General features: G+C 36.4%; 27 protein-coding genes. 13 read left to right on the forward strand and 14 right to left on the reverse strand.

Annotated elements, in window-relative coordinates; all coding sequences use genetic code 11:
• Positions 1-46 precede the first annotated feature (46 nt).
• The 7 genes from G551_RS0113130 (at position 47) to G551_RS0113160 (ending at position 6784) form a co-directional block, all read left to right on the forward strand.
• Positions 47-805: an enoyl-CoA hydratase/isomerase family protein gene (locus tag G551_RS0113130; RefSeq protein ID WP_027885990.1), complete on the forward strand. Its 759-nt coding sequence runs from the start codon at positions 47-49 to the stop codon at positions 803-805.
• A 48-nt stretch (positions 806-853) separates the two neighbouring features.
• Positions 854-1222: a four helix bundle protein gene (locus tag G551_RS0113135; protein ID WP_027885991.1), complete on the forward strand. Its 369-nt coding sequence runs from the start codon at positions 854-856 to the stop codon at positions 1220-1222.
• Between the two features lie 37 nt (positions 1223-1259).
• Positions 1260-1856 (forward strand): acyltransferase, encoded by a 597-nt coding sequence (locus G551_RS0113140; RefSeq protein WP_027885992.1) that lies wholly within the window; start codon positions 1260-1262, stop codon positions 1854-1856.
• A gap of 43 nt (positions 1857-1899) precedes the next feature.
• Positions 1900-3210: a dihydrolipoamide acetyltransferase family protein gene (locus G551_RS0113145; RefSeq protein WP_027885993.1), complete on the forward strand. Its 1311-nt coding sequence runs from the start codon at positions 1900-1902 to the stop codon at positions 3208-3210.
• Between the two features lie 35 nt (positions 3211-3245).
• A complete protein-coding gene (locus tag G551_RS0113150) occupies positions 3246-3611 on the forward strand; it encodes a four helix bundle protein (protein WP_027885994.1) in 366 nt (121 codons plus the stop codon).
• 66 nt (positions 3612-3677) lie between these two features.
• The gene (locus G551_RS0113155; RefSeq protein WP_189394862.1) at positions 3678-5723 is read left to right on the forward strand and encodes an alpha-ketoacid dehydrogenase subunit alpha/beta; all 2046 of its coding nucleotides are present in this window, start codon (positions 3678-3680) and stop codon (positions 5721-5723) included.
• A 179-nt stretch (positions 5724-5902) separates the two neighbouring features.
• Positions 5903-6784: a PPK2 family polyphosphate kinase gene (locus tag G551_RS0113160; protein WP_027885996.1), complete on the forward strand. Its 882-nt coding sequence runs from the start codon at positions 5903-5905 to the stop codon at positions 6782-6784.
• Between the two features lie 38 nt (positions 6785-6822).
• Here the strand turns inward: G551_RS0113160 and G551_RS0113165 are convergent, their stop codons facing one another.
• The 7 genes from G551_RS0113165 to G551_RS15935 form a co-directional block, all read right to left on the reverse strand.
• Positions 6823-7362: a DUF4136 domain-containing protein gene (locus G551_RS0113165; protein ID WP_027885997.1), complete on the reverse strand. Its 540-nt coding sequence runs from the start codon at positions 7360-7362 to the stop codon at positions 6823-6825.
• Between the two features lie 111 nt (positions 7363-7473).
• Positions 7474-9453 (reverse strand): urocanate hydratase, encoded by a 1980-nt coding sequence (locus G551_RS0113170; RefSeq protein WP_027885998.1) that lies wholly within the window; start codon positions 9451-9453, stop codon positions 7474-7476.
• 59 nt (positions 9454-9512) lie between these two features.
• Positions 9513-9887 (reverse strand): four helix bundle protein, encoded by a 375-nt coding sequence (locus tag G551_RS0113175; RefSeq protein WP_027885999.1) that lies wholly within the window; start codon positions 9885-9887, stop codon positions 9513-9515.
• A gap of 51 nt (positions 9888-9938) precedes the next feature.
• The gene (locus G551_RS16690; protein WP_169558820.1) at positions 9939-10091 is read right to left on the reverse strand and encodes a DUF5522 domain-containing protein; all 153 of its coding nucleotides are present in this window, start codon (positions 10089-10091) and stop codon (positions 9939-9941) included.
• 95 nt (positions 10092-10186) lie between these two features.
• Positions 10187-11602, reverse strand: coding sequence for a PA14 domain-containing protein (locus G551_RS16300; RefSeq protein ID WP_027886000.1), 1416 nt, complete (start codon positions 11600-11602; stop codon positions 10187-10189).
• A gap of 3 nt (positions 11603-11605) precedes the next feature.
• Positions 11606-12604: a PA14 domain-containing protein gene (locus G551_RS0113185; protein ID WP_027886001.1), complete on the reverse strand. Its 999-nt coding sequence runs from the start codon at positions 12602-12604 to the stop codon at positions 11606-11608.
• Positions 12605-12619: 15 nt separating this feature from the next.
• Entirely contained in the window at positions 12620-13039 is a 420-nt protein-coding gene (locus tag G551_RS15935; RefSeq protein ID WP_027886002.1) for a hypothetical protein, read from the reverse strand.
• Positions 13040-13373: 334 nt separating this feature from the next.
• Between G551_RS15935 and G551_RS0113195 the strand changes: the two genes are divergently transcribed.
• The 4 genes from G551_RS0113195 (at position 13374) to G551_RS15940 (ending at position 16912) form a co-directional block, all read left to right on the forward strand.
• Complete coding sequence (locus G551_RS0113195; protein WP_027886003.1) at positions 13374-14282, forward strand: 1-aminocyclopropane-1-carboxylate deaminase/D-cysteine desulfhydrase; 909 nt, start codon at positions 13374-13376, stop codon at positions 14280-14282.
• Positions 14279-15154: a glucosaminidase domain-containing protein gene (locus tag G551_RS0113200; RefSeq protein ID WP_308426721.1), complete on the forward strand. Its 876-nt coding sequence runs from the start codon at positions 14279-14281 to the stop codon at positions 15152-15154. The genes G551_RS0113195 and G551_RS0113200 overlap by 4 nt, the downstream gene beginning before the upstream one ends.
• A 13-nt stretch (positions 15155-15167) precedes the next feature.
• Positions 15168-16457, forward strand: a complete 1290-nt coding sequence (hemL, locus tag G551_RS0113205) for a glutamate-1-semialdehyde 2,1-aminomutase (protein ID WP_027886005.1) — start codon at positions 15168-15170, stop codon at positions 16455-16457.
• Positions 16458-16576: 119 nt separating this feature from the next.
• Entirely contained in the window at positions 16577-16912 is a 336-nt protein-coding gene (locus G551_RS15940; protein ID WP_156876804.1) for a GNAT family N-acetyltransferase, read from the forward strand.
• On the opposite strand, the gene G551_RS0113215 is transcribed toward G551_RS15940, so the two are convergent.
• The gene (locus G551_RS0113215; protein WP_027886006.1) at positions 16913-18436 is read right to left on the reverse strand and encodes a GH3 auxin-responsive promoter family protein; all 1524 of its coding nucleotides are present in this window, start codon (positions 18434-18436) and stop codon (positions 16913-16915) included. It abuts the gene before it with no gap.
• A 91-nt stretch (positions 18437-18527) separates the two neighbouring features.
• Here G551_RS0113215 and G551_RS0113220 point away from each other — a divergent pair, with 91 nt between their 5' ends.
• Positions 18528-19328: a DUF2797 domain-containing protein gene (locus G551_RS0113220; protein WP_027886007.1), complete on the forward strand. Its 801-nt coding sequence runs from the start codon at positions 18528-18530 to the stop codon at positions 19326-19328.
• On the opposite strand, the gene G551_RS0113225 is transcribed toward G551_RS0113220, so the two are convergent.
• The 6 genes from G551_RS0113225 to G551_RS0113250 all read right to left on the reverse strand — a co-directional run bounded on the left by G551_RS0113225 (position 19317) and on the right by G551_RS0113250 (position 25534).
• Positions 19317-20393: an alanine racemase gene (locus G551_RS0113225; protein WP_027886008.1), complete on the reverse strand. Its 1077-nt coding sequence runs from the start codon at positions 20391-20393 to the stop codon at positions 19317-19319. The genes G551_RS0113220 and G551_RS0113225 overlap by 12 nt on opposite strands.
• A gap of 103 nt (positions 20394-20496) precedes the next feature.
• On the reverse strand, positions 20497-20943 hold the full coding sequence (locus G551_RS0113230) for a GNAT family N-acetyltransferase (RefSeq protein WP_027886009.1): 447 nt from the start codon (positions 20941-20943) through the stop codon (positions 20497-20499).
• A 5-nt stretch (positions 20944-20948) separates the two neighbouring features.
• On the reverse strand, positions 20949-21143 hold the full coding sequence (gene rpsU / locus G551_RS0113235) for a 30S ribosomal protein S21 (protein WP_027886010.1): 195 nt from the start codon (positions 21141-21143) through the stop codon (positions 20949-20951).
• Between the two features lie 174 nt (positions 21144-21317).
• Positions 21318-22184, reverse strand: a complete 867-nt coding sequence (locus tag G551_RS0113240; protein ID WP_027886011.1) for a sigma-70 family RNA polymerase sigma factor — start codon at positions 22182-22184, stop codon at positions 21318-21320.
• A gap of 15 nt (positions 22185-22199) precedes the next feature.
• Positions 22200-24842 carry an AsmA family protein gene (locus tag G551_RS0113245; RefSeq protein WP_027886012.1) on the reverse strand — a complete coding sequence of 881 codons (2643 nt, stop codon included), beginning with the start codon at positions 24840-24842 and terminating at the stop codon, positions 22200-22202.
• Entirely contained in the window at positions 24839-25534 is a 696-nt protein-coding gene (locus tag G551_RS0113250) for a queuosine precursor transporter (protein WP_084626417.1), read from the reverse strand. The genes G551_RS0113245 and G551_RS0113250 overlap by 4 nt, the downstream gene beginning before the upstream one ends.
• Positions 25535-25632: 98 nt before the next feature.
• On the opposite strand from G551_RS0113250, the gene folK reads away from it, so the two are divergent.
• Positions 25633-26754: a 2-amino-4-hydroxy-6-hydroxymethyldihydropteridine diphosphokinase gene (gene folK, locus G551_RS0113255; RefSeq protein ID WP_027886014.1), complete on the forward strand. Its 1122-nt coding sequence runs from the start codon at positions 25633-25635 to the stop codon at positions 26752-26754.
• Positions 26755-26962: the final 208 nt, after the last annotated feature.

Raw genomic sequence — 26962 nt, forward strand, 5'->3', positions numbered from 1 at the left:
GACCCGAAGGGAAACACCAAAAAATATAAATACAAAAAGCGATTTTATGAGTACAGAAGAAGCATACGTAAAAAAGCATATTGAAAATAACGTAGCCACGATTGAGTTTTTTCATCCGGCGCATAACAGTTTGCCGGGAAAAATTTTGGCGCAATTAACCGATACGATTACAGAAGTTGGTCAAAATGATGAGATTTTAGTGATTATCTTAAAATCTGGCGGAAACCGTACATTTTGCGCAGGAGCAAGTTTTACAGAACTCATTTCGATCAATGATGAGCAAACGGGAGAAAAATTCTTTATGGGTTTTGCCAACGTGATCAATGCGATGCGTAAATGCCCAAAATTTATTATTGGTCGTGTGCAAGGGAAAACGGTTGGTGGCGGCGTTGGTTTGGCATCGGCAATGGATTATTGCATGGCAACCAAATTTGCAGCGATTAAATTAAGCGAATTGAATATTGGTATTGGTCCGTTTGTCGTTGGTCCGGCAGTAGAGCGTAAATTAGGCGTCAGCGGAATGTCGCAAATCGCTATCGATGCGAATTCGTTTTATTCGCCAGAATGGGCGCAACAAAAAGGTTTGTACGCGCAAGTTTACGATACTACAGAAGAATTAGATGAAGCGATTGAAGCCTTTGCTCAAAATTTATGTAATTACAATCCGGAAGCCGTTAAAGAAATGAAGCAAATGTTTTGGCGCGGCACCGAAGATTGGGACGAGTTACTTAACGAACGCGCAAAAATTAGCGGAAGATTGGTGTTAAGTGAATTTACGAAGAAGAAGTTAGAGAAGTATCAGTAGATTGGAGAAGGTAGAGATGAGAGGTGAGTCGTTCTAAGATTAGTGATTATGAAAAGTAACTATTATTTTAAATTTGAAGATTTAAAAGTTTATCAAAAAGCAATAGACTTTGGAGAACAAGTAAATCATCAAATTGAAAAATTTCCAAATCACGAGACTTATAAATTAGCTACTCAATTTATAAGAGCAGCAGATTCTATTGCTTTAAATATAGCGGAAGGTTCTGCAAGTACAGATGCAAATTTTATTCGTTATCTAAAAATGGCTTGGGATAGTAGCCACGAATGCGTTGCAGCATCAACCAAAGCACGACTTCGAAATTATATAGGTTTTGATGAGGATGAAGCAAATAGAAAAGCGATTACAGAAATTTCTAAGATGATTTCATCTTTAATCAACCACTTGAAAAATAAATAAACTCACCACTCATCTCTCAAAACTAAAAGTCTATAAAATGATCTACAGTTTCAAAAACCACATTCCCGTCATTCACGAAAGCAGTTTTGTGCATCCGTTGGCGGCAGTAACCGGTAATGTAATAATCGGAAAAGACTGCTATATTGGTCCGGGAGCGGCAATTCGTGGCGATTGGGGAGAAATAATATTAGAAGATGGTGTTAACGTACAAGAAAATTGTACCGTTCATATGTTCCCCGGCAAAAGTATTGTGCTCAAAAAAGGAGCGCACGTAGGTCACGGAGCTATTATTCACGGTGCCAATTTAGGCGAAAACTGCTTGATCGGGATGAATTCAGTGATAATGGATGATGCTGAAATTGGTGATGAATGTATCGTTGGTGCGATGGCATTTGTAAAAGCAGAAACCCGCATACCAAAACGAAGTTTAGTCGTTGGCAATCCGGCAAAAGTGATAAAAGAAATCTCTGATGATATGATCGCTTGGAAAACAGCCGGAACAAAACTTTATCAACGTTTACCGGCAGATTGCCACGAAAGTTTGCGTGAGGTTGAACCTTTACGAGAAATTCCTAAAGATCGTCCCGAGCAAGAGAACTTTTACCAAACCTTAAACGAGTTTAGGGAAAAATAAGATTAAATTTGAAGAGCAATTTCCAAAAAAGGAATATTCAGTAATGAAAGAAATTGAAATTAAACTCCCCAAGATGGGAGAAAGTATAGAAGAAGGAACCATCATTAGTTGGTCGGTTGCGGTTGGAGATGAAGTAGAGCAAGACCAAACCATTCTTGAAGTAGCTACCGATAAAGTAGATTCTGAAGTTCCGGCGCCGGCAACAGGAACGATCACTCAGCTTTTAGTCGAGCCCGATCAAGTGGTAAAAGTTGGGCAGATAATTGCTAAGATGGAAGCAGGAGAGGTAAAAGCTTCTAAAGAAAAACCGACTCCTTCAGCATCAAAAGATGCAGCAAAAGAAACTTCTCAAAAACCGGCTCCGCAAGTTCCTAAAAAGCAAATTTCTTCTGCTTCGAATTCTGCTTCAAGTTATACGTTGAATTCAAATCAAAATACATTTTTTTCGCCTTTAGTGGTGAGTATTGCTAAGCAGCATCACATTAGTTTTGAAGAGTTGGCAAGAATCCCGGCAACAGGAAATGACGGTCGATTACGAAAAAGCGATATTTTTAAATACATTGAAGAAGGTCGTCCGGCACAATTTGCACAACCTGTTCCTGAAGCTTCAGGATTTCAAGTGCCCAATTTGAAATTGGATAAAGAAAAAGGTAAAATTGTCGAGATGGATCGTATGCGCCAAATGATTGCCGATCATATGGTGTTTTCCAAACATACTTCGCCGCACGTAACCGCTTATGTGGAAGCCGATTTAACCGATATGGTGAATTGGCGAAATGCGAATAAAAAAGCCTTTCAAGAAAAATACGGAGAAAAACTTACGTTTACGCCACTTTTTGTTGAAGCAGTAGCCAAAGCGGTGAAAGATTTTCCGATGATCAATGTTTCGGTCGATGGGAAAAATATCATAGTAAAAGAAAATATCAATATCGGGATGGCAACAGCTTTACCTAGCGGAAATTTAATCGTTCCCGTGGTGAAAAATGCCGATCAAAAAGACTTAAAAACAATCGCTGCGGAAGTAAATGCGCTTGCCGAAAAAGCACGAAATAATAAACTAAAACACGACGAAACCAGCGGAAGCACCTTCACTATTTCTAATGTAGGAACTTTTGGAAGCTTAATGGGAACACCCATTATCAATCAGCCGGAAGTCGCTATTCTTGCTACGGGAATTATCAAGAAACGAGCAGAAGTGATGGAGTATGAAGATGGCGATAAAATTGAGATCAGACAGATGATGTATTTGTCCTTATCGTTCGATCACCGCGTGGTCGATGGCTTTCTAGGCGGAAGTTTCTTAAGACGAGTCGCTGATTATTTTGAAGATTTTGATGTCGAAAAGACTTTTTGATTCAAGACGTGTTGAAACAAGATATTTGAATTTTAATGAGAAGACATAATTTTAAAAAGTTACAAATTTGGATTGAAGCTATGGATTTAATAGATGAAAATTATCTCTTAACATCAGAACTGCCCGATTATGAAAAATTTGGTTTAAGAACACAGATGAATCGTTCTTCAGTCTCCATTGCTTCAAATATTTCTGAGGGTTCAAGCAAACGAACAAACAAGCATTTTGTAAAATACTTAGACGATAGTTTAGGTTCAGCATGCGAATGGGAAACTCAATTAAATGTCTGTTTTCGACAAAATTTCATTTCAGAAGATAAGTTTCAAGATCTAGAAAAGAAAGTTCAAAAATTACAAAGTAAAATTTCAAATTTTATTGATTCATTAGATATGAATGAATGATTTTTTAAAAAAGCAGAAAGCATCATATTTCAAAAAGTCATGCTTCCTGTTTCAAAACAAAATATAATGATAAATAAAGATATCCTTAAAAAAGCCTTTCGTCACCTTTGTACGGCGAAGGCGATGACCGAGTTATACGAAGAGAACTTTAAGGTAGTTTCTAAATATGTACATGCAACCTCGCGCGGCCACGAAGTCATTCAAACTGCAGTGGGGATGCAATTGTTGCCACAAGATTATGTGTTTCCGTATTACCGAGACGATTCCATTTTATTGTCGATCGGGATGGAACCAAAAGACTTGATGTTGCAGTTATTTGCCAAAAAAGACGATCCTTTTTCCGGTGGAAGAACCTATTATTCGCACCCGAGTTTGCGTGATGACGATAAACCTAAAGTTCCGCATCAAAGTTCAGCCACGGGAATGCAAGCTATTCCGGCTACGGGAGTAGCGATGGGAATGTGGTACAAAGAAACCGAAGGAATTCAAGATACCGAAAAGCCAGTCGTGGTTTGCTCACTCGGTGACGCTTGTGTAACCGAAGGAGAAGTTGCAGAAGCTTTTCAAATGGCGGTGTTAAAGAAATTACCTATTCTTTACATCGTGCAAGATAACGGTTGGGATATTTCTGCGAACGAGAAAGAAACACGAGCGCAAAACGCTGCAGAATATGCAAGAGGTTTTAATGGTTTAGAGGCAATTTCGATTGACGGAACTAATTTTGAAGAAAGTTATAGCACGGTCAAAAATGCGATTGAAACGATTCGGGAAGAACGAAGACCAATGCTTATTCACGCGAAAGTTCCGTTATTAAATCACCATACTTCAGGAGTTCGAATGGAATTTTATCGCGACGATTTAGAAGAAGCAAAAACACGCGATCCTTTTCCGAAGATGAAAAAATATTTAGCTGAAAATGGTTTTTCCGAAGATGAATTGGAAGCGATTGAAGCTTTAGCTCGTGTGAAAGTAAAAGAAGATTATTTAGAAGCTGAAAAAGCCGAAGACCCTTCACCGGAAGATTTATTTACACACGATTTTGCACCTACGACGGTTACCGAAGAAAAAGGAGAACGCTCTCCGGAAGGCGGCGAAAAAGTAGTGATGGTCGATTGTGCATTACACGCCATAGAAGAGATTATGCACAACGACAAAACCAGTTTGTTGTACGGTCAAGATGTTGGTGGTCGTTTGGGCGGTGTTTTTCGTGAAGCAGCAACCTTAGCTCAAAAATTCGGGGATAATCGAGTTTTTAATACGCCAATTCAAGAAGCATTCATTATTGGTTCAACGGTTGGGATGTCTGCCGTTGGTTTAAAACCTATCGTTGAAGTTCAGTTTGCCGATTATATTTGGCCGGGTCTCAATCAATTATTTACCGAAGTAAGTAGAAGCTGCTATTTATCGAATGGTAAATGGCCGGTTTCAATGGTGCTGCGTGTACCGATTGGCGCTTACGGTAGCGGAGGTCCTTACCATTCTTCTTCCGTAGAAAGTGTAGTAACCAATATTCGCGGACTCAAAATAGCGTATCCAAGCAACGGAGCCGATTTAAAAGGATTATTGAAAGCTGCTTATCACGACCCAAATCCGGTGGTGATCTTTGAACATAAAGGTTTGTATTGGAGCAAAGTTCCCGGTACTAAAGGTGCAACGTCTATCGAACCTGCAGCAGATTATGTATTGCCATTCGGTAAAGCTTGGGTTTTACAAGAGATCTGGAAACAAGAAGAGAAAGAAACCATTGCTATTGTAACTTATGGTATGGGCGTGCATTGGGCGATGAATGCTTCCGAAGAATTAGGAATGCAAGACCAAATTGAAGTGATCGATCTACGAACCCTTGCTCCGCTTGATGAAGAAACTGTGATGAAATCGGTAAAAAAATGTGGTAAATGTTTAGTAGTAACCGAAGAACCATCGAACAATACGTTTGCTAGAGCACTTTCAGGAAAAATTCAGGAAGAATGTTTTAAATATTTAGACGCTCCAGTGATGACAATCGGTTCAGAAAATATGCCGGCAATTCCGTTAAACTCAACTTTAGAAGAAACGATGATTCCTTCCACAGCAAAAGTGAAAAATAAAATTGAAGAACTTTTAGCTTATTAGTTATTGTGCGTGACCCTGTTAACAAAAACAGGGTCGGGCTTTTTGGTACAATCTTTTTAGGTTGTTTTCTCTACTATATCCTCAAGTGGCAACTCAAAAGAATTTCCCCTTAAATTTGCCATTCAAAATCATCTAGTAGTTTGATTATTTTATTAACTTTAATAATCAATCCATTGTTTATGCAACCAACAAAGACTTCCCCTTATCAAGTGAAGGGAACTGTTCAATTAGCCAAAAAATCGACGTTGGCCAAGTTAGAAACTTCAGATAAAAAATTAGAAAAACAACTTTCTCATCAACGAAAAAAACTAGCGGAATTTCAAGACCGTATGTATGCTCATGGAAAATATGCCGTACTAATCTGTATACAGGGTATGGATACTTCCGGCAAAGACAGTTTGATACGGGAAGTTTTTAAAGATCTAAATGCACGAGGAGTGGTGGTACATAGTTTTAAAACACCTTCAAAAAAAGAATTGCGACATGATTACCTGTGGCGGCATTATTTGGCTTTGCCCGAGAGGGGTAAATTTAGTGTTTTTAACCGTACCCATTATGAAAATGTATTGGTAACAAGGGTTCATCCAGAATATATTCTTTCAGAAAATATTCCCCATATAAATAAGGTCAGTGATATTTCTGAAAGATTTTGGAAACAGCGTTATCAAGAAATAAATAATTTTGAAGAGCACCTAACTCAAAATGGTACTTTGGTATTCAAATTTTTTCTGCATATTTCCAAAGAAGAACAACGGCAGCGATTATTGCGGAGATTGAATAAACCCAATAAAAATTGGAAATTTTCTTCTGGGGATTTAAAAGAACGGGCACTTTGGGAAAATTATCAAGAATGTTATGAAAAAGCTATTTCCCAAACCTCTACAGAAAATGCCCCCTGGTATATTATCCCTTCAGATAATAAAAAAGAAAGCAGGTTGATTTTAACCGAAATTCTTTTAGAAGAATTATCCAAACTTAAGGATGTTAAAGAACCCGAGTTGGACAAAGAAACACAGATCAATCTTGATCTTTACAAGGAACAATTAAACAAAGAGTTGTAGAACAAAAAAACTCTTCGCTATGAAGAGTTTTTTATCTGTTACTTTTTTTCACCATCAGGGGGATAACGTTCTATAATTTTTTGAACCATTTCATTAATACGTTCAATTTTATCATCCATATCCATCGTTAGCGCTCCCGTTCCCATTCCTTGCCAAACCAATTCCATCGATTCTGCATCGATCAAATCAATGTACAAAGTACCTTCGGTAGTTCTCGAAACGGTGTTGTAACCATTACCCCAATACCAAGGGCTCCAGCCCCAACCGTACCCCCAACCAAAATTATTTTGGTAAATGTTTACGTTCTCTTTAGTCTTGGTAAAAATACTTACGAGCAAGTCAGGATTTTCCGACTTTGAGAATCCTTTTGCAGTCATTTCAGCTTCAATTGCACGTAAAATACGCTTCTTATCTAAATCTGAAACATCTGCTTTATCGATGCCCGGCTTGTAGAATGCAAAACTTTGGTATTGATTAAAGTTTGCTTCACGATCGTAGTCTGAAGCCACTCGTACCGAACTACATGAAGTTAGCACTAATAAAAAGGCTAACGGAGCTAAAAAGTTTTTTATTTTCATAACAAATTGTTTTAGGACGTTCGGGCGGGCTCTCGCGAGTCGCTTTTTTATTTTGTTTAAATCAACGAAACAAAAAGAGCTTCAACAAATCGCTCCATCCCTAACGCAGGGTTAACTTAGCAAGCTCGGGTCTACTTTGTTGGGCAGAGTTACTTTTAAATTAGGCTCGTTATCCATCGCTCGTTTAATAGCAAAAATGGCTTCATCATTTCTAGCCCAAGATCTTCTGGAAATTCCGTTGTTTACATCCCAAAAAAGCATTGACTCTAAGCGTCTTGCAGCATCTATACTACCATCAAGAAGCATACCAAAACCACCATTAATCACTTCTCCCCAACCAACGCCGCCGCCGTTGTGAATACTTACCCAAGTTGCACCTCTAAAGCTATCACCAATCACATTTTGTATCGCCATATCTGCGGTAAAGCGACTACCATCGTAAATATTAGAAGTTTCACGATAAGGAGAATCTGTACCAGAAACATCGTGATGATCTCTACCTAACACTACCGGACCAATTTTACCGGTTTTAATCGCTTCGTTAAAAGCCTTGGCAATTTTTATTCTTCCTTCAGCATCTGCATATAAAATTCGCGCTTGAGAACCAACCACGAGTTTGTTTTCTTGTGCACCTTTGATCCAAGTGATATTATCCTGCATTTGCTGCTGAATTTCTTCCGGAGCGTCTTTTTTCAATTCTTCTAGAACCGAAGTTGCAATTTCATCGGTTTTCAATAAATCTTCAGCTTTCCCTGAAGTACAAACCCATCTAAACGGCCCAAAACCATAATCGAAACACATAGGTCCCATAATGTCTTGCACGTAACTTGGGTATTTAAAGTTTTTGCCGTCTTTACTCATAATATCTGCTCCGGCGCGAGAGGCTTCTAGTAAGAACGCATTTCCGTAGTCAAAAAAGTAAGTTCCTTTAGCGGTATGCTTGTTAATTGCATCTGCCTGGCGTTTTAAACTGCGCTGCACTTCTTTTTTAAACTGCTCAGGATTGTTGGCCATCATTTCATTAGCTTCTTCATAAGAAAGGCCAACCGGATAATAACCACCCGCCCAAGGATTGTGTAATGAAGTTTGATCGCTACCTAAGTCGATATGCAGGTTTTCTTCATCAAACTTTTCCCATACGTCAACGATATTTCCGGCATAGGCGATCGAAATGGTTTCTTTATCTTCCTGTGCTTTTCGCACTCGAATCACCAAATCCTCTACATCTTCAATGACTTCTTTTACCCAACCTTGTGAATGTCTTGTTTGGGTAGCTTTTGGGTTTACTTCTGCACAAACCGTTACACAACCGGCAATATCACCGGCTTTAGGTTGCGCGCCACTCATCCCACCAAGTCCGGAGGTTACAAAAAGTCCGCCTTTAGGTTCTTTTTTAATTTTTCTAAATCCGTTAAGAACAGTGATCGTAGTTCCGTGAACAATACCTTGCGGACCGATATACATATAACTTCCAGCAGTCATTTGTCCGTACTGAGTCACGCCAAGCGCGTTGAATTTTTCCCAATCGTCGGGTTGTGAGTAATTTGGGATCATCATTCCGTTGGTAACGACTACTCTTGGCGCATCTTTATGTGAAGGGAATAAGCCCAATGGGTGACCGCTGTACATCGCCAGCGTTTGCTCATCGGTCATCTCGGCTAAATATTTCATCGTTAATAAATACTGCGCCCAGTTCTGAAAAACTGCTCCGTTACCGCCATAAGTAATCAATTCGTGCGGATGTTGCGCTACCGCATAATCCAAGTTATTTTGGATCATTAGCATAATGGCTTTCGCCTGTTGACTTTCACCCGGATATTCATCGATAGGACGTGCGTACATTTTGTAATCGGGACGAAAGCGATACATGTAAATTCTTCCGTAGGTTTCTAATTCTTCTTTGAACTCAGGAAGTAAGGTGGCGTGATGTTGAGGTTCAAAATAGCGTAATGCGTTTTGCAGTGCCAATTTTTTCTCGTCTTCCGATAAGATTTCTTTTCGCTTCGGTGCGTGATTTATAGTGGTATCGAATTCTTTCTTAGGAGGTAATTCGTTGGGAATTCCTTGTAATAGGGTTTGTTTGAAATTCATAACTTATTTTTCAGTGTTCAGTGTTCAGTGTTCAGTGTTCAGTGTTCAGTGTTCAGTGTTCAGTGAGGTGATTTTACGCCAAATTTGTATGGGTTAAGAATCATATAATTGATAAGTTTTCCAACTTCTTCACTTTTATTGAGTAACTCTTGATAAAGAGTTTCGTTGATATAATTACATCGATAGGCAAATTCTATCCAGACCTGTGTTTCTGCATTTTCAGCATCAGAATCTGTAAGCTTACTCTTAAAATATTTTGGGTAAGGTCGTTTACGATAAGCTTCAGCTAAATTTGCAGTAACGCTTCTAGAAGATCTTCTTACTTGATCTGTTAAAGAATAGACTTCTTCTTTTGGGAATTTTTTAGAGATTTCAAAAATTTTCATAGCTAAATCGATTGATTTTTTATAGGCCAATAAGTCCTGAAATTTCATAAATATTAATTTTATTGATAGAACATTTAACTGTTTACTGCCAACTGAATACTATTCTCTATTCTTATCATAACCATAAGGGCAATGTCTGCAACCGCTTTTGCAGCAATAACCACGTTTTAAATGGTATTGCTCGGTGAAACAACGGTAACCCTCGGGGGTTAAGTAATAATCTCCTTCTTCTATGGGAATGCGTTTACTCATAATTATTCCCAAAAATAAGGATTAAATTTTGGAAATATGTAAATAAAAAACCTTCCTGAGTGAGGAAGGTTTGATTATTTGTAAAATTTATGTTTTTATTCAATTATAAAACTTTGCGCGTTGATCACACCAGAATTTCCGTCTGGGTTTGTTCCCCAAGAAAAAGAAAAGGTTTGGCTTCCTGCATTTTCGTAAAACCAAAACTCAAATTTATGTTTTCCTTTAGCTAGATTAGTTGCGCCAGATACAGCATTTGCAGAAGAATCATTCCAAGCACCTACTACCAAAGAACCATCTATATATAATCTAGAACCATCATCAGAGTTTAGATTGAAATTAAATGTACCGGAGGTTTTAACTTCATAAGTTCCGGTAATTTTAATGACGAAACCATTTTCAACTCCGGTAGGTTGCATAGTACTCATAGCATTTGCAGAATTTAATAAGCCTGTATAATAACCAGATTTATCTATAGTTTCTGTATATCTTATTGTATTTATACTTGGTGATGCTTGCGGAGTTATATCGTAAGAGTAATATTGCATTCCTGTATTGGCTACATCTTTGGTAGAATAAAGTCTGTTCCATTGACTATTGTCCCAAAAGTAAAAACCTTCGGTCACATTTTGTGGTGAAGTTCCTGCCGTTGCAGTATTGTAAACTAAAAGACCATCAGTTTCTGTTCCTGCAACAGTCGAAACATCTACTGTACTGGTAAGTGCCACTCGATTAATAAGTAAACCTTGATTGGTTGTGCCTAAATCTAATAAAGCACTTATGCTAGGGTTGGTATTATTAATACCTACAGAGTTCCCGGTTTTTAGATTAATATTATCTCTATCGCCAATATTACCGTTAGTAGCACCATCGTTAGCTACACCAATTTCTAATAAACCATTTTCACTAGTAGAACCTGTACCTCCGTCATCAGAATAAGCAATATAACCGTAATCGGTAGGGTCGAAAGCACTTGGGAAAACAATAGAAGATGTTCCTGAGGTATTACCATGCTCAATATAAATGGTTCCGTTGGTTGCAGAAGCAGGAGTTCCTGTAGCTTCATAAATATGTAAAGTACCGTTAAGTGAACTCTGACTTTGACCAATACCAATACCTACCTTACCCTTAGTATAAATATTATCTGAAATGTTTGAAGCGCGAGAAGTTGAGTTTGTTTTCGCCCAATCTCTATCAAAATCTAATTCAGAATTAATACGAACCCATTGAGTATCTTGCCAATAGTAAAAACTTGGTTCTACGCCACTAGTTCCTGTAGTTGTTGCGGTATTATAAATTAAAGTACCGTTTGCTAAATTATTGTCTTGAGTATTTGGGTTTGTAACCGGGGCAGCTTCAATTTTACTGGTAAGCGCAATACGAGGAATTAAAATTCCTGAATTTGAACTTGTAATGTCTAATGCAGCTTCAGGATTTTCTGTGTTTATACCCACCTGAGCATTAATTAAATTCGTGAAACCTAAAATTAGGGTAATTATATAGAATTTTTTCATAGCTTATTTTTCGATTATAAATTGTTGAGCATTGATGGTTCCGGTATTTCCGTCGGGATTAGAACCCCAAGAGAATGTGAAATTGTTAGGTCCATTATATTCAAAATACCAGAATTCAAAATCGTGTTTTCCTTTTGCAAGATAAACTGATCCTGAAGCATTAAGGCCTCCAGATCCGGCAACTTGCCAATTGCTTAAAACCAAAGCACCATCAACATATATTCTTGCTCCATCGTCAGAATTTGAAGTGAAATTAAATGTGCCGGCATTATTAACAACATAGGTGCCGGAGATTTTTATTGTATATCCATTTCCATCGGAGCTAGGATTCATAGTAGTTAGCGCAGCAGAAGAACTTAAATTTCCGGTATAGTTTCCAGATTTAGAGATTACATTATTTACCTCGATCGTACTCACATTAGGGTTAGTCAACTCATCAGTGTCATAAGAATAATACTGCACACCTTTTTGATAATTTGTGCTCCCATAATTTGCTTGTAGGGCAACACGATTCCATTGGCTGTTATCCCAATAATAAAATCCTTCGGTAACATTTTGGGGTGAAGTACCTGCGGTCGCTGTATTGTAAACAATTAATCCGTCGGGTTCTGTTCCAGCAATCGTATTGGTATCTGTTCGACTCGTAAGACTAACCCGATTAATTAAAATACCTTGATTGGTAGTTCCTAGATCTAAAGAAGCACTTGAACTCGGGTTGGTAGTATTTATCCCAACAGAATTTGAAGATTTAAAATTAATATTGTCGCGGTATCCCGTATAGCCGTTACTGGCCCCATCGTTAAGGCCTGCAATTTCTAGCATACTATTTTCATCTCCGCCAATAGAATTATTATCTATATAAGAGATATAAGCATAATCAGAATTGTAATTATTTATACTCTTAAATGCAATTGAAGAAGAACCGCCATCATCTCCGTGTTCTAAATAAAGACTTCCTGCAGAGGCAGATGGAGTAGTACCGGTAGCTTCGTAAATATGCAATTTTCCTTTTAGATCTTAGGTATTTGCTCCTGTACCAATACCCACTTGCCCATTAGTAAAAATGTTGTTGGCTAAAGAGTTTGGTGATGTGCTTGAATTTAAATTATACCAATCTGCATTTGTAGGCGTACTTGTACTAACTTTAATCCAATACCCAAAGAACCAGCTATAAATACCGGGAGATACAGCAGTTGTACCAGTTGTTGTTGAAGTATTATAAATTAAGGTCGTGTTAATTACAGATGATGTACCTGTATTAGGGTCAATTACCGGAGCTGCCAGATCATTTTGCGTTAAAGCAATACGAGGAAACAAAATTCCTGCATTTTGCGATTTCACATCTAATTCTGCCTCCGGTTCCGTTGTTCCAATTCCAATTTGAGCAACTACCGAAATTGAAAAAATGAATAAGAGAGTGGGTAAAATTTTATGCATAGTGGGGTAAAAAAATTAGGCGTCAAAAGTAGTTATCTAAAACGTTTAAATAGCTAATTATTAGTTTTTTTCGATTAAAAACTAAGCGTTTCGATAAACGGTAATTTTTTATGCTGAAGGGGTAGTTTTATTGGTCTCAGAAATGGGTTTAAAACCCTGCAATTTTATTGCAGTACTTTAGTAATGCGAAAAAATATGTGTAATTTGCTTGAAATATTTCGTGTTGACAGTTTTTAAATAATAGGACTTTCAGTCCTTAGTCAGGACCAACCTCTGCACTTTTAGTGCAGAGTGATTTAGTAAGAAATGATTTAATTTTGTTTGACTTAATGTTATGATAAAAACACCTCAACAAAAACTTAATATCCAAAATGAATTTTCTGCAGAGCTTTACATTAGGCGCGAAGATTTATTGCATCCGTTTGTGTCTGGAAATAAATTTAGAAAACTGAAATACAATTTACTTGAGGCTGAAAAAACTCAGAAAGAAACTATCGTGACTTTTGGTGGAGCATTTTCAAACCATATTGCAGCAACAGCAGCAGCTTGCCAAGAACGAGGTTTAAAAAGCATCGGAATTATTCGTGGGGAAGAATTAGCCGAAAATTTAGAGCAAACGCTTGCCGGAAATCCAACTTTACGATTTGCTCAACAATGCGGGATGCAGTTCAAATTTGTAAGTAGAACTGTTTATCGAGAAAAAAACAATGCACCATTTATTAACGAACTAGAAAGTGAGTTTCCTAATAGTTTTATTGTTCCCGAAGGCGGAACCAACGAGTTAGCGGTGAAAGGATGTGAAGAAATTCTCACAGAACAAGACGAAAAATTCGATATAATTTGTTGCCCCGTCGGTACTGGCGGAACAATTTCAGGATTGATCAATGCTTCAAAAAAACATCAAAAAATTTTAGGTTTTCCTGCCTTAAAAGGTGATTTTTTACAAAAAGAAATCGATAAATTTGCTGAAAAAAACAATTACGAACTTATACTAGATTATCATTTTGGCGGTTATGCAAAAGTAAATGTGGAGTTAATCGAATTTATTAATAAGTTTAACGAAGAAAATAACATTCCGTTAGATCCAATTTATACCGGTAAAATGGTATTTGGGATTTTTGATCTATTGAAAAAAGGAAAATTTAATAACAAAAAAGTGCTAATGATTCATACCGGCGGTTTACAAGGAATCGAAGGCATGAATTTACAATTAGCCAAGAAAAATTTACCCCTTATTAAATGATGAAATATAAAGTAGTAATTAGTATTGTGGTGGTTGCCCTAATACTTTCAGCGTGTGGTTCTAAAAAGAAAGTAAACGGTTATAATAAGCGAAAAGGCGAAGTGAAAACCGAAGTCGTAGAACCGCCAAAACCCCCGAAACCAAATCCGGTAGATGAGGTTGCAGAAGAAACCGTTGAAGAAATTAACGAAACAGAAACTTCAGCAAAAGATAATACTCCGGTTTTCAAAGACAATGTCGAGCGTTACATCTATAATTTTAATGCTATTGCTAAAGATGAAATGAAACTTTACGGGATTCCCGCAAGTATCACTTTGGCGCAAGGAGTTTTAGAGTCGAATGCCGGGCAGGGAGAATTAACTTTAAAGTCGAATAATCATTTCGGGATTAAATGTAATGGTTGGCAAGGCGAAAAAGTGTATCACGACGACGACGCGTTGGACGAATGTTTCAGAAAATATAATAATCCTAAATATTCATTTAGAGATCATTCCCTTTTCTTAACCGATCGTAGAAGATATGCCAAGTTATTTGAACTGAATAAAGACGATTACGAATCTTGGGCTTACGGTTTAAAATCTGCCGGTTATGCAACCGATCCCAAATATCCCGATAAACTAATCAGCATTATTGAACGTTACGAGTTGTACAAATACGACGATGAGGTTTTAGGTAATGGCGATCGTAAAGGCAAAGCGCAAAAAGAACTTAAAGTAGATTATACCAGTATTCGCTATACCGTAAAAAAAGGAGATACCTTGTATAGTATTTCTCAAAGTTACGACCTAACGATCGAAGAGTTAAAGAAGCTCAATAATTTAAAATCAGATAATCTTGCTATAGGGCAAAAACTTTATGTAAAGTCCTTATAACAAAAACACAATTATGATATACCAAAGAAGCAGTCAACTTTTTCAAGAAGCAAAAAAATACATTCCCGGTGGTGTAAATTCGCCTGTTCGTGCATTTAGTGCCGTTGGTGGAGATCCGCTATTCATTAAAGAAGCTAAAGGAGCGTATTTATATGATGAAGACGATAATAAATTGATCGATTACATTAACTCTTGGGGACCTATGATCTTAGGTCACGCTCACGAGCAGGTAATCAATGCTGTGATTGAAAAAACTAAAAAAGGAACTTCTTTTGGAACACCCACCGAAATCGAAACAGAAATCGCTAAACTAGCGGTTTCGATGGTGCCAAATATTGATAAAATTAGAATGGTAAACAGCGGTACCGAAGCTTGTATGAGTGCGGTGCGCTTGGCAAGAGGTTTTACCAAAAAAGACAAGATCATCAAATTTGCCGGTTGTTATCACGGGCATAGCGATTCATTTTTAATTCAAGCGGGTAGTGGAGCCGTAACTTTTGGTACGCCAAACAGTCCCGGTGTAACTAAAGGAACCGCGCAAGACACTTTATTAGCGCAATACAATAATTTACTTTCTGTTGAAGAGTTGGTGAAAGCTAATCAAGGAGAAATTGCCTGTATTATTTTAGAACCGGTAGCTGGGAATATGGGATGTATTCCGCCGCAAAAAGGATTTTTGGAAGGTTTACGTAAACTTTGTAATGAAAATGATATCCTTTTAATTTTTGATGAAGTGATGACCGGTTTTCGTCTGGCTCCCGGTGGTGCGCAAGAATTATTAGGCGTGAATGCCGATATTGTTACCTTCGGAAAAGTGATCGGTGGTGGTTTACCGGTTGGGGCTTTTGCAGCTCGAAATGAAATTATGGATTACCTAGCACCAAACGGACCTGTTTACCAAGCGGGAACTTTAAGTGGAAATCCGTTAGCAATGGCAGCCGGTTTGGCAATGCTTTCTGAGCTGAATGAAAAGCGTGAAATTTTCGAGAGCATTAACGAAAAAACAGCTTACTTAAGAGACGGAATTAAAAATGTATTGAACCGAAATAAAATAGATCATACCATTAATCAATTAGGATCGATGATCTCGGTGCATTTTGCAAAAGAACCGGTGGTAGATTTTGAATCTGCCGCTTTAGGAAATAACGATCGCTTTAAAAAATTCTTTCACGGTATGATGAAAAACGGCGTTTACATTGCGCCAAGTTCTTTTGAAACCTGGTTTATTTCTGAAGCGCTTTCTACAGCAGATCTAGATGCAACTATCCAGGCGGTAGATAAAGTGACGTATAAAGATTTTTAAAAAATTCTGAAAGACTAACGATGAAAAATAGAGTTGAATTTTTTGAATTATCACAAGATGATTTTGCTGAAATTATTTCGTTAGCATAACAATTAAATCCCAAACTTTCTGAAGTAGAATTGAAAGATTTCCTGCTTCAGATGTTTGGGTTTTCTAATAATTATTGTTTTGGTTTAAGAGAAAACGGAAGCTTAATTGCTCTTTCAAGCGGATGGATAACCGTAAGATTTTATTCCGGGAAGCAGTTAGAAGTAGATAATGTAGTTGTAGATCAAAAAATTCAATCGAATGGTTACGGTAAAGTTTTATTTCAGCATATCGAAAAATGGGCGAAAGAAAACCAATGCAAATTTGTTGAATTAAATACGTATTTAGAAAATCGACGATCACATAAGTTTTATCATCAAAATGGTTTCTCTATATTAGGCTTTCACTTCTGTAAATTTTTGAAGTAACTATTCTAAGTGTTTATTGATCTCTAATAATTCTTCAATGTAATCTCGCTTGTTCGAGAGTCTTGGTATTTTATGTTGGCCACCTAATTTGCCGTGATTTTTAGACCATTGGTAAAACAAACCACGTTTTGCCTGATTCACTTTTAATAAATTAAGCGTCGTGTTATTTTTACGTTTAGCTTCGTAATCGCTGTTTAAGGTTTGTAAAGTTTGGTCTAAAGTTTTTTGAAAATGCGCCAAATTATCTGGCGGAGTTTTAAACTCGATGATCCATTCGTGCGCTCCTTTTTGATTGCCTTCCATAAAAATAGGTCCGGCCGTGTAATCTACAATTTCGCAATCGGTGAGTTTAGAAACTTTTTTTAGAGCCTGTTCTGCATTTTCAATAATGAGTTCTTCGCCAAAAACGTTGATGTGATGTTTGGTGCGACCGGTAACTTTAATTCGGTAAGGATCTAAAGAAGTAAATCTAATCGTATCGCCAATTTTATAGCGCCATAAACCGGCATTGGTCGTAATTACTACTGCGTAGTTTTTACCGAGTTCAACTTCATTTAACGGAATAATTTTCTCTTCGTGACTTTCGTAAGCATCCATCGGGATAAATTCATAGAAAATTCCGTAATCGAGCATTAGCAATAATTCGTTGCTGTAATTTTGATCTTGTACGGCAAAAAATCCTTCCGAAGCATTATAAATTTCATAATACTTAAAATTTTTACACGGAATAAGTTTTTGGTATTGTTCTTTATAAGGTTCAAAACTTACGCCACCGTGAAAATAGACTTCAAGATCTGGCCAAACTTCAGTTAAGCTTCGTTTTTGAGTGGTTTCCATCACGTTATTCAGCAAAACGAGCATCCATGAAGGTACGCCGGCAATACTGGTAACATTTTCTTTAATGGTAAAATCGACGACGGCTTGCATTTTCTTTTCAAAATCGCTCATCAGCGAAATTTCGTTGTTGGGCGTGCTGCTATACGTTGCCCAAAATGGCATGTTATCGATAAGAATGGCAGAAAGATCTCCGTAAGCTGTACCGTTTTCTTTGTATAGTTCTTTGCTTCCGCCCAAACGCAAACTCTTGCCTGTAAAGAGTTGTGATTCTTCATTATTGTTTAAATACAAACAAAGTAAGTCTTTACTCGCCGCATAATGGCAATCTTCTAAAGACTCGGGACTTACCGGTATAAATTTGCTTTTTGCATTGGTGGTTCCGCTCGATTTGGCAAACCATTTAATGGGCGTTGGCCAAAATATATTGCTTTCTCCTAAACGCGCTCGCTCAATTAACGGCTCAACTTCTTCATAATTTTGAACAGGTAATCGCTCTGCAAAATCTCGATAGGTTTTAATCGAAGAAAAATCGTATTTTTTACCAATTTCGGTATTTTTTGCCTTTCCTGTTAAATGATGCAGAAGCTCGTTTTGAACTTCGTGCGGGTATTTAATAAAAAGTTCCATTTGATGAATGCGCTTCTTCAAAAACCAAGAAGCAATGGAGTTTACGATAGGAATTGGCATTTAATTGAATATATTTAAACCTAATTGTCTAACTATAAAAATAAGATTAATTTAGGCTCCTGAAAAGCTTTCAAATAAAAAATTAACAATTATGCAGTATAAAGGTGTGCTTCGAAAAATGAAGACAGAATTAACTTCTCAAGTTCAGTATTTTATGGAGTTTGAAGATGATTTTATTCATATGAATCAATTGTTAAATCGAGAAGTTGGCATCACTTTTATAGGCTATCAATGCTTAAACTGTGGAAAAGATAAAAAGATTTATCGCCAGGGTTTTTGCTATGATTGTTTTTACGATACGCCACGCGCCGGTGATTGGATCATGAAGCCGGAGTTAAGTAAAGCGCATTTAGATGAAGAAGATCGTGATTTGGAGTATGAGAAAAAAGTGCAGTTGCAGCCACATATTGTTTACTTGGCAAATTCGAGTAACGTGAAAGTTGGTGTCACCCGAAAATCACAAGTACCAACGCGTTGGATCGATCAAGGAGCGCACGAAGCGATTGAAATTGTAGAAGTGCCCAACCGTTACCTTGCCGGTATTGCTGAAGTAGCGTTGAAACCTCATATTTCTGATAAAACCAATTGGCGGACGATGCTGAAAAATGAAATTGAAGATGTTAACCTTGAAGAAAAGCGCGATGAGTTGAAACAATACTTGCCCGATGAAGTTCAGGAATATTTTTTGGCTTCAAATAAAGAAACCGAAATAGAATTTCCGGTATTGGAGTATCCTAAAAAGCTAAAAAGTTTGAATCTCGATAAAAAACCGGAGTACAAAGGAAAATTAAAAGGAATAAAAGGGCAGTACCTAATTTTTGAAGATGATACTGTTTTTAATGTTCGAAGTAACGAAGGTTACAAAGTGAATTTAGAAGTATTAGTCGATTAATTTTTTCTGAATATACTTAGAATTCATAACTCGAAGCGCGCCCATATACGTCATTTTAAAACTTATAGTGTCGCCAATTTTGTAATCTTTTTGAGATTGACTCACATCGAGCACTAACATATCTGAACTTGCGCCAATAAATTCGAGAGTTTTATCGATAGGGAAGAGAAAATCTACTTTAGAAATATCGAGCAAGCCAATATCTAAAATGGCTCTTTTTTGGGTAGAACCATAATCGTCTTCGTTAATTTCTGTTTTTTCACCGGAAGGATTGTTTTCTATTCTTCCGTAAGGAACGACTGGCTTTTCGGTGATCTCAATAATTTCAGAATTCAATAAGAAAACATCATCTTTCATTCCGTCGATGGTTGAATTGTTGAATAAATCGCTTCCGAAGAAAAGCGTTTCTCCAATTCTGAAATGATTAACTCCTTTAGGGATTTGACCTTTTAACAATAACGGAACCATCACGGAAGAACCACCGGAAACACCGACAATTTTTTTACCGAATTTTGCTTCGATCAACTGTTCATACAAACTCAATTGTATAAGCTTGTCTTTACTCGGCATCACGCCATTTAAGCAATTTAGATTAGCGCCAATCCCGACAACTTCGATGTTGGGCAAGTCGAATACTTTTTGATAAAAGTCGATAAGATGATCGCCCATAATGCCTTCGCGAAGATCGCCCAGCTCGATCATAATAATAATTCGATGAGTTTTGTTCTGTTGTTTTGCTTCTTCAGAAAGCCATTTTATCGTAATATATTCGGTGTTAAAACTTACATCGGCATATTTTACGATGTCTTTAATACTATGTTTGGAAGGCGGTTTTATATAAATTGTTTCTTTTTCTGGCTTTAGCGATTTTATAGTCTTTAGGTTGCCTAAGCGGGCATCACAAACTTGTTCTTCACCTAAATTCAATACAAAATCTAAATAGGTAGTGTTGCCGCAAAGCATTTTTAAAACCGGCGCCCAATTTATATCATGTTTACCAAATAGATCTTTTAAATACGAATAATTATGTTGTAGAGAAGATTTACTTAGCGTGACGTAAGCCATAAATTTTAGCTTTTTCGTCAAGTTATCAAATACAATTTCAAATTGAATTAAAAATAACTTAAAATTGGAAGAAGAAACTTTTGAATGTAGAAATGAAAGATGATTATTTACTTAATCTCATCTCTAGGTATTTATTGGTAAAACCTAGCTTTTCGTAAAGTTTTCTGGCAGGATTGTCGGGTTCGACGTGAAGAGCAATATCACCTTCGGTAAGTTCGATGGCTTTTTGCATTAATTGTTTGCCAATGCCTTGCCCTCGAGAATCTTTATTCACTGCAATGTAAACCAGAATGTTCTCGGGTATATACCCAGACATTCCGGTTTCATTTATAATTGTAGCTCCTAAAATTTGATCTTCGCTATTTTTTATGGCTAATGCAAAACCACCGTTTTGAGTGGCAAGATTGCCAATAGCGTATTCTAAGCATTTTAGGATATGCTTTTTGGGATCTCCATATTCACCTAAATGAGTATAAAGAAAATTTACCATTTCTTCTTTCTCAACATCATTTGGTTTGATGTTAGAATTGTAAATGGTAACCGTATTCATAAAGCTTATATTTCTTCTTGATCGCGAAGCGACTGAATATAAGCAGCTTTTTGAATTTGTTTTCTTCTTGCCACAGATGGCTTGGTGAAATGCTTGTTATCTCTTAATTTTTGTAGGGTCTTAGTGTCTCTGTATTTTCTTTTTAATCTTTTTAGAGCACGTTCGATTTTTTCTCCGTCTTTTACTTTTACTATAAGCATTAATACGCATTTAAATGATTATCATTTCTCAGAACTTTTCTAAGAAATACTGAATGTTTACAATCTAATGAAAGGAAATTTGAGACTGCTCCCAAGTATTTGTCTAAATTCAGGTTGCAAACTTATTAAATTATAAAAGAAAATAAACTAAAATAAAAGGTTTTTAGTCAAAATTTAACCCAAATAATTTTTTAGCACTTTATTTTTAGCGCTACTTCTTAGTTTTCGTATTCCTTTTTCTCGAATTTGGCGTACACGTTCTCTTGTTAAACCAAAGGTGCTGCCAATTTCTTCTAAACTCATTGGGCGTTCGCCGTTTAAGCCGTAAAATAGTTTTAATACATCGGCTTCTCTGGCGTTAAGCGTATCGAGTGCACGATTAATTTCGGTATTTAGCGATTCTAAAATTAAGCTGTCGTCAGGATTTGGCGATTCACCAGATTTTACGACATCATATAAATTAGAGCTGTTTTCACCTTCTTTTAAAGGCGCATCCATCGATAAATGCTTCCCAGAGTTTTTTAAAGATTGCTTTACTTCAGAAACCGTCATATCTAACTCTGCAGAAATTTCTTCTGGAGTTGGTGGTCGTTGGTTTGCTTGCTCTAAAGTTGCAAAAGCTTTATTGATCTTGCTAATGCTTCCAATTTTATTAAGCGGTAAACGTACAATTCTAGATTGTTCTGCTAATGCTTGTAAGATCGATTGTCTAATCCACCAAACGGCGTAAGAGATAAATTTAAATCCGCGGGTTTCGTCAAAACGTTTGGCAGCTTTTACCAAACCTACGTTACCTTCATTAATTAAATCGGGTAATTTTAAGCCTTGGTTTTGATATTGTTTCGCTACAGAAACGACAAAACGTAAATTGGCTTTGGTTAATTTTTCTAGCGCTAACTGATCTCCTTGTCTAATGCGCTGTGCTAATTCTACTTCTTCTTCTGCAGTAATTAACTCCTCCTTACTAATATCTTGTAAATACTTGTCTAAGGAGACAGATTCACGGTTGGTAACCTGTTTAGTTATTTTTAACTGTCTCATTCACTAAAAATTAAATTATTTTTTATCGTCTTTTTTCTTCCCAAATAACCCGTTTAATACTTTACCGGCGGCTTCTTTTACTTTGTCTTCATCACTTTTCTCTTCAGTACTGGTAGAGTCTTGAGTGGTTTGGGTATTTTCTTTATTACCTTCTAAAAGGTCTTTTAGTTTATTGCCAACTTCTTCTTTGGCTTTATCTTTTAATTCGTCTTTTTGCTTCGCTACAATTTGTTGCGTCAAATCGGTCACTGCTTGCTTCATATTTAATTGAATTTGCGGACTGTTAAAACTGCCCGATAACCCAATTGGTAATTGCACTTTCGTATTTTCTAGATCGGTTTTGGTTAAACTCGCTAAACCATTACCTATTTCGCTACCTAAATATTTTGCAGGAATATCTAATTTTAAATTATAATTCATTTGGTTGTCGAAACTGTGAGAACCTCCTGCGGTAATATTTATGTCTTTAATATTGAAGTTAAACGGGTCTACTTCAATTTGACCATTGTTAAACTTTAAATTTGTAGCTAAATCTTTCAGCGCTAAATTATCTAAATTTATAAAATTTAACTGGCCGTCTAATTTAGACAATAATGGGGTTTTTTCGGTATCAACTTGTGCATTTATTATTTGGGCGAAAGCTGTACCTCCTAAACTGGTTAAAATCGGCGTTAATTCGTTGGTTAAATTTCCGCTTAAATTAATGTTTGTATTTAACGAGCCTTGTAGCGCTTTCGCAAGCGGAGCAAGGTTTTGAATCAATTCTAAATTCTGAAAAGACTCTACAATATCAATCCTGTTTAAATTGAGTTGCATGTCGAATACAGGAGTCGCATTTTTTGTAGAAACATTACCATTAATACCAATATTACCTCCAAAAATATCGGCAGATACATTTTCTAACGAAGTAGTTTCGTCGACAATCACTACTGCACCTTTCGTATTTTTTAAAGTTAAATTATCGTAGATCACGTTTTTTGCGTTAAAATCTAAACGAGCATCTAAGAACGATGGTATTTTAATCGCTTCTTCGCCGGTTGGAGTAGGAGGAGTATTTTCTTTTTCTTCGGAAGTGTTTTCTATTTCTTCCGTTTGAGCAACCATAAAATCATTAACAGAAAATGTGTTTGACTGCAAATTAAAACGCCCTTTTAACTGCTGGTCAGAAAATAAATAGCCCATTAAATTATCGAGCGTTCCGGTAATTTTAGCATCGGTTTGCCCAGATTTAATGTCCATTTCTTCTAGCGTAACTTTTTGCGTGTTGAAGTTTAAACTCGCTTTCGCAATATTTACATCATTCGGAATTTCAGGAGAAGTATATTTAAAGTTACTAATGCTGGCGCGACCACTACTTTTTACATTTTGATATTGTTCTTTTTCAATAGAATTCATATCAAAATTAGTGGTAAGGTTGGCATTTAAAATTCCGTTGAGATCCATATCTAAATCTAACGGATAAGCTTTTTCTAAATTCGCTAAATTTAAAGTACCGTTGGCTGTTAAGTCGATTAACGGATTATCCATTAAATTTTTAAAATTTCCTTTTGCTGAAAAACGATCTTGATCGATTCTAAAATCTAACTGATCTAAATTTACATACGTATCGGCTAAGAGTCCGGTTTCATTTTTCAACACCGCATCAATACTAATATCTTCAACTTTCTTCGGAAGGTCTGGGTATTTAAAAGAAGCATTATCACTTTTTATAGCAATATCCATCATTGGGATATGTTCTTCATCGACAATTCCTTTAATCATTCCGTTTACGGTAAAATCTCCTGTGGTTTCAACACCGTCTAGATTTTTAGCATACGTTTCCGGGATTACGGCTAAAAAGTTTTTAAAGTCAGATGAAGGAGTTTTGAAGGTTAAATCGAGTTCTTGATTTTCTTCGTTAATCTTTATAAAACCATCAAAAGTTAACGGAAGTTGATTAATTAAAGCCTCATTTTCTAAGAAGGTATATTTTTGGTTAGCCAAATCCATTTCAAAATCGGCATCGAGTTTTAAACTGTTTTTGTTTAAATAATTAATGCTGTCAAATTCAAAAGAAACAATAGCTTCTGTATTGGTTTCAAGATTGGTTTTATCTGCCGTGAAATCACCATTTCCATAATGATTAAAATCGGTAATTCTTAAAAAAGTCTTCGTGCTTTCATCTAAATAATTAATGCGAGAATTATTGATCTCGTAATGTTGAATATCTAACGAAAGTGCGCTACCGCCATTTGAAGATTGCGCCGTGGTATCTGCAGTCGTTTCTTTGGCAATATCGTAATTTGCGTTGCCTAAAGAATCTACTTTTATGTTTACGTATGCGCGGTTTAGAGCCAATTCGTTAATGCTGTACGGTCCGCCTTTAAATAATTGCGGAATTCCTAAACTTAAAGCTAGCTCTTCACTCGTTGCCAGCGTGTCACCTTCAAAAGGAGCTTTGTTAATTACGCTAAGATTTTTCAACTTTAATTCGGCATCAGGAAAACTGCTGAATAAACTTAAATCTAGATCTTCCCATTCTACCGTCGCATTTACGCTATTGTTAATCGAATTTTTAACGGCTTTTTCAATCTGACCTTTAAATAAAATCGGCGTAAGGATCACCAAAAGAATAAGTACTAAAAGTACGATCCCTACAATTTTTAATATCTTTTTCATTGCTCTTCTAAAATTAATTCTTCGTTAGGTTGGAGTTTAAACCACTTCCTCATTATAAAAACTCCTAAATATAATAAAGGCGTATCGCAGGCAGCTACTAGAACTTTAAACAAAAAACCGCCTAAAAGTAAACCCCCAAAAAGCTCCCATTTTATCTGCCCAAAACTGCAAAGCAAAAAGAGAACGCTAAAGGTGTCTACAAATTGAGATAAAAATGTAGAAAAATTATTACGTAACCATAGGTGTTTACCTTTTGTTAACTTTTTCCAGAAATGATAAATCTGAATATCAATATACTGCGCCAATAAATAAGCCATCATCGAGGCAAAAACAGCAATGGCCGTGTTGCCAAAAACTTTTGAAAATAAACTGTCACCAATCGGCGACCACTCGGTAGCCGGTACTGCGGCAGAAGTATAAACAATTAATAATGAAAAAACCGAAGCAAAAATACCGGTTGTTACGATTTGATTAGCTTTTTTCTTCCCATAAATTTCACTCACCAGATCGGTAATTAAAAATGTTACCGGATAAGGCAAAATACCTACAGAGATTTCAAAACGATATAATCCGAAAAAATCCCAATAGAAAAACTTCTGAAAAATTAAGTTAGAAACCACTAACGAAGTAATAAATAAAGCAGCTAAAATTAAATAAACGCGGTAAGCGGTAATTTTCCTCTCTAAATTCAAACGGATAGATTTGTTAATACTCTTTTCGTCAAAAATAAGTTTATATACTTTTCTTTTAGTTAATTTGCCGTGAAATTCTAATTTTTATTTTCTTTTTTTTGAAAAACCCTACCACCGCATACCTGGCTTTAGGAAGTAATCAAGGCGATAAATTACAGTTTCTGCAAAAAGCAGTTCACGCTATTTTTAAGCGAATAGGTGAGGTGAGCGCTGTTTCTGCGATTTACGAAACTCCTGCTTTTGGTTTTGAGGGTAACGATTTTCATAATGCCTGCATCCAAATTAAAACACGATTTTCTGCGGAAGAAACCTTAGATAAACTCCTGCAAATTGAAGATCTTTTAGGGCGGCAACGAACAAAAAGTGGCGTTTATGAAAATCGGGTGATCGATCTAGATCTCATTTTCTTCGGAAATGAAATTTTTTCTTCTGAAAAATTATCGATTCCGCATCCGAGATTACAAGATCGAAAGTTTGTCTTATTTCCTTTAAAAGATGTTGCGGAAGATTATTTGCATCCGGTGTTGAAGAAAACCGTAAAACAATTAACAGAAGAAACCAAAGACACTTCTGTAATTAAAAAAACTTCTAAAAAATTAGAAAAGCCGAAATTTAAACTACATCCGTTTAATTACCTGGCGATCGAAGGGAATATTGGTGCCGGTAAAACCAGTTTAGCTACGATGATCTCGCAAGATTTTAAAGCAAAGATCATTACCGAACGTTTTAAAGACAATCCTTTTTTACCAAAATTCTATAAAGATCAAGCGCGTTATGCGTTTCCTTTAGAAATGTCTTTTCTAGCCGATCGTTACCAGCAATTACTCGACGATATTTCGCAATACGATCTGTTTAGTGATTTTATGGTGGCCGATTACGATGTGTATAAATCGCTTATTTTTGCGAAAGTAACTTTGCAGGAAGAAGAATATTCGTTGTATAAAAAGTTATTCAACATTATGTATAAAGACTTGGCTAAGCCAGATTTATACGTTTATCTCTACCAAAACACCGATCGTTTGTTGCAGAATATTAAAAAACGTGGCAGAAATTACGAGCAAGATATTCCGGCAGATTATTTAGAGAACATCAATAAAGGTTATCTTGATTTTATTAAAAATCAGCATCATTTAAACGTGAAAATCATCGATATCTCTGAACTCGATTTTGTGAATTTCAGAGAAGATTACCTAAAAGTTCTAGAAGAAATTAATCGTTGATTTGCTTGAAATTGAAGTTGAAACTGAAACTGAATTCTCTTTCATTAAATCAATTTGTCATCTTGAACGGAGTCGAAAGGTTTTAATGAAAGTCAAGATGCTAGAACCTAGATTATAGACATTATTTACAATTAAAATTCCTTTCCTTAAGGGAAGGTGGCTTCTGTAGCCTTAGCGAAAGAAGTCGGAAGGGTGTTTTCTTGAAATT

Origin of the sequence: Mesonia mobilis DSM 19841 (assembly GCF_000423405.1) — a bacterium.
GTDB classification, from domain to species: Bacteria; Bacteroidota; Bacteroidia; order Flavobacteriales; family Flavobacteriaceae; genus Mesonia; species Mesonia mobilis.